At 61.7% G+C, this 4,007-nt stretch carries 4 protein-coding genes; 2 read left to right on the top strand and 2 right to left on the bottom strand.

What is annotated here, in order from left to right; translation table 11 throughout:
* The first annotated feature begins 680 nt into the window (after positions 1–680).
* Both RR842_RS12460 and RR842_RS12455 read left to right on the top strand, forming a co-directional pair.
* On the top strand, positions 681–1,880 hold the full coding sequence (locus RR842_RS12460; protein WP_332723148.1) for a GAF domain-containing sensor histidine kinase: 1,200 nt from the start codon (positions 681–683) through the stop codon (positions 1,878–1,880).
* Positions 1,880–2,521, top strand: a complete 642-nt coding sequence (locus RR842_RS12455; protein ID WP_332521629.1) for a response regulator transcription factor — start codon at positions 1,880–1,882, stop codon at positions 2,519–2,521. The genes RR842_RS12460 and RR842_RS12455 overlap by 1 nt, the downstream gene beginning before the upstream one ends.
* A gap of 4 nt (positions 2,522–2,525) precedes the next feature.
* Here the strand turns inward: RR842_RS12455 and RR842_RS12450 are convergent, their stop codons facing one another.
* Together RR842_RS12450 and RR842_RS12445 are read right to left on the bottom strand one after the other, a co-directional pair.
* Positions 2,526–3,413 carry a 4Fe-4S binding protein gene (locus RR842_RS12450; protein ID WP_332518522.1) on the bottom strand — a complete coding sequence of 296 codons (888 nt, stop codon included), beginning with the start codon at positions 3,411–3,413 and terminating at the stop codon, positions 2,526–2,528.
* A gap of 125 nt (positions 3,414–3,538) precedes the next feature.
* Positions 3,539–3,796: a chaperone NapD gene (locus RR842_RS12445; RefSeq protein ID WP_332513333.1), complete on the bottom strand. Its 258-nt coding sequence runs from the start codon at positions 3,794–3,796 to the stop codon at positions 3,539–3,541.
* Between the last annotated feature and the right edge of the window lie 211 nt (positions 3,797–4,007).

Raw genomic sequence — 4,007 nt, 5'->3', positions numbered from 1 at the left:
GAACTTCTGACCCCTACCGTGTCAAGGTAGTGCTCTCCCCCTGAGCTAATCGCCCACGTTTTGGGCTTTGATCGTTGCCGATCCAGCAAGCAGTTAGTTTACCAGATTCCTCAAAGGTGTCAAAGATTATTTTTCACACAGCAGAAACCCACAGCAGAAATCCTGGAAGTCCTGGAAGTCGACATGCGCGATGCCTAAAGCCTGCATAAGGCGGCTCGCCTCTAGCTCATGGGCGCATTCATGACCATACACGCCTCGATAGCTGTTGAAACAAGACCGTTTGTAGTACCAGGTTCCGCGGCTACTCTGCCCCCGAGCCTTAAGGAAGCAGTCAGCCGTACCAGACGAAGATGCGCGTTTCGTCTGGTCTAAGGAACGAAAATACTGCAAGCTTTTCACCACGTCCGGCGTGCGTATCGTCAGCCGCCCTTGGAGTATGTATGACTTATTTATCATACAGAGACGAGGAAAGCTAGTACCTCGCGGAGGGCTTCCAGGACGGTCATAATTGCAGGGCCGATGTGTCGGAGGGCGGCTGGAAGTGGGGCTGCGCTGTTTTCCCTCTCGGTTCGCGCTCTTTGCCGAAATAGAGGATAATAGAGCTTCGAAACAGCCAGCGCGCGAAGCCAATGGGCCGTGGGCTGCGTATCGGAGCCTACGCAACGGCGAGGGGACGGCATATGGGGGTATCGAATTTCAGCGACAAGGTACTGGCAGGCGACAGTGCTGAGTACGCTCGGACGGTCAAGGAATTGAAGGCAAACTACAGGTTCGATTTCGTCGCCATCGGGCTGACGGCGTTTCTGGGTGCGCCGCTCAAATGGATATACAGCGCGGGGGCAACCGACGAGCGGCATCACCGCATCGTGCTGGCACCGGGGCACGGCATTGGCGGCATCGTCATCAAGGCGGGCAAGCCCATGATGTTCGTCGACATCGACGAGGAGATCGACCCGCAGGAATACTCGTCGTACCCTATCGTGTTCGCGGAGGACCTGCACAGCTTCTGCGCACTGCCGCTGACGAAGGCGGGCCGCGTGGTGGGTGCGCTGCTGTGTGCTTACCGGTCGGTCGATGCGCGGAATCAGCAGGTGTACTGCCAGTTCATAAGCGACTTGCAGGGGCGCCTTGGCGATCTTGGCGTAGTGGACGACGACTTCATGGACTTCGACCGCATCGCGGTCGAGCAGCGCAACGAGTCGCGGGACAGCCCGTTTCTCGTGCATTCCGAGGTCTCGTGCGTCATTGCGGCGCAGGAGGAGGAGCGCAAGCGTATCTCGCGCGAGCTGCACGACGGCATCGCGCAGGAGCTGCTCGCGGTCTCGTTTTTGATGAAACGCCTCGAGTCCCATGTCGGCGACGACGAGGGGAGGCAGCTTCTGGGCGAGACGTTCGCCAACCTGGATCGCATTTTAGACGAACTGCACAACCTGTCGGTGGAGCTGCGCCCTTCGGCGCTGGACCATTTGGGCCTTATCCCAGCCTTGCGTTCGCAGGCGTCCTTGCTGGAGAAGGCCTATGGTACGGAGGTCGTATTCGAGGGCGGGCTGTCGTGTCGGCGCTTTGACCAGGCACTGGAAACACAAGCCTACCGTATCTGCCAAGAGGCTATTCTGAACGCCTGCAAGTACGCCGATACCGACCAAGTGTACGTACGACTCGAGGACACGGGCGGCTGGCTGCATGTGAGCGTCATCGACCATGGCGGCGGCTTCGACACCGAGCATCCGGTGATCAAGGGCACGGGGTGCGGGCTTTCGGGCATGCAGGAGCGCGCCAAGCTCATCGGCGCCACGCTGCGCATCGAGTCGGGCGCAGGTGGTACCGAGGTGGTGCTGGTCGCGCCCATGCGCGGGCAAGAGCGGGAGGAGTGCGTATGATCCGCATTGTATTGGCCGACGACCACGAGATCGTGCGTTCGGGTTTCAAGATGATTCTGGAGCAGGAATCCGACCTGACCGTGATAGCCGAGGCTGCCGACGGCACGCAGGCTTACGCTGTCGTCGCACGCGAGCGGCCCGACGTGCTGCTCATGGACATATCCATGCCGCCCGGGCAGAGCGGGCTGGTGGCATGCGAGCAGATTGCGCGCGATTTCCCCGAAACGAGGATCATCATCCTTACGATGTTCGCCGAGCCGGAGTACCTGTTCTACACGCTGCGCGGGGGCGCCTCGGGCTACGTGCTGAAGAACTCGACGTCCGACGAGTTGATCGGCTCCGTGCGTGCGGTGGTCGAAGGAGGCAGCTACATCCATCCGAAGATGGCAGCGCTGCTGACCAAGCAGCTTGCGGGTGGAAACACCAAGGACGACCGTTCCTACCAGCAGCTTTCGAACCGCGAGTTGGAGATATTGCAACTGCTGGCCAAAGGCTACACGAACAGGGAAATATCCGAGCTCATCTTCCTGTCGGTGAAGACCGTCGAGGCGCACCGTGCGAAGCTGTACAAGAAGCTGGATTTCAAGACTCGCGCTGACCTGGTGTCCTACGCGCTTCGGCACAAACTCTTGGACGTGTAGCGCCCTATCGCTTTCCCAATCCGAGCGACAGGGCTCGGGCTGGGCAGGCGTCTACGCATGAGCCGCAGGCCATGCAGTCGCCGGCGCGGACGACGGTGTCGCGCTCGTCGAGCACCGGTGCTAGGATGATCGGGTCGGCCAAGCAGGCCTTTTGGCATGCCTCGCAGTGGATGCAGGCGTCGCGGTCGTACTTTACGTTTACCCTGCCCAACCGTCCGATGGCCTCGTAGAAGCCGCCGAGCGGGCAGAGCGACCGGCACCATACGCGATGGGCCCAAAACAGCTCGGCGACCACAATGGCCGCCAGCATCAAAAGCCCGGCCGTACTGCCGAACAACAGCCCCTTGTTCACCGCGCTGATCGGCGAGAGCGCTTCGAATACGGGCACGCTGAGGGTGGCCGACAGCGCCAGTACGGCAACCGCGACCCAGAGTTTTGCATGGCGGGGAATCGGCGCTTCTTTCACGGAGAGGTTCAGCTTCCTGCGGATGAAGTCGACGCCCTCCAGCACCAGATTCACCGGGCACACCCAACCGCAGAAGGCGCGGCCGCGAACTAGGCCGTACGCGACGACGACCGGCAGGGCGAACAGCAGCAGGTTCGGGTCGGGCGCTTTGGACGCGGCGGCTACTTGCAGGGCCGCGAACGGGTCGACGAACGTCGCCCCTCCGAGAGAGGACGAGGACAAGCTGCCGAAAAAGGGCAGGGCGGAGGGTGTGGCCATAGCATCTTCACCGCCGACGGTCAGGCCGAGAAGGCTCCATCCTGCCATGAGCAGCGGAGCGGCGAATAGCAGGAGCGCTGCTAGCTGCACGGCGCGCCGTGCAGCCGTCCATCTGAGGCGGAATGCAGTGTTCGCGGGCTTCGGGGTGCCGGCGCTGCTCGTTGACACGCCTTTTGCGCTCTGTCTGCTAGGACGGACGCTTCGGCGCTCTGCTTCGCCCGAAGGTGGGGAGGTGCTTGCCTTGGCAGCGGTATCCAGGCCCTTTGAGGTGTTTTCTTTGTCCGGAATGGCCTTCATCGCACGGTGGCCTGCTGCACGGTGGGGTCGTCTTCGAAGTTGGCGTACACCAGGCTCACGCCGATAACGCCCTTGAGCGTGATGAACGTGCTGGCGATGGCGTGCGAGTCGTCCAAGGTGTCGGCCTCGATGGTGACTACTGCCTTGTAGCCGTTGATCTCGTGAACCTCGACGCCGTCGATGCCGGCAAGCTCGCCGGCGACCTGCTGGGTGGTGTCGGGGGTCGTCTCGACGACCAAGCTTGAGATGACCATGTCTACTCCTGTCTGAAAGTGAGGCTGGGCGGCGGAGGGGGCCGCCCAGCCGAATGGGCGATGCGATCGCGCGTTATCCCTGCACGTGACAGGTGTTGCACAGTTCGTGCATCGGATCGAGCTCCAAAGCACCGGACTGGCCGCTTGCATAGTGGTCCTCGGGCAAGGCCACCGATCCGGAGAGCATGGGATTGGCCTTCTCGTTCGCGCC

Origin of the sequence: Gordonibacter sp. (genome assembly GCF_036667095.1) — a bacterium.
GTDB lineage: Bacteria > Actinomycetota > Coriobacteriia > Coriobacteriales > Eggerthellaceae > Gordonibacter.
The sequence above is the reverse complement of the archived record's forward strand: the minus strand, read 5'-3'. Positions and strand labels throughout refer to the sequence as shown.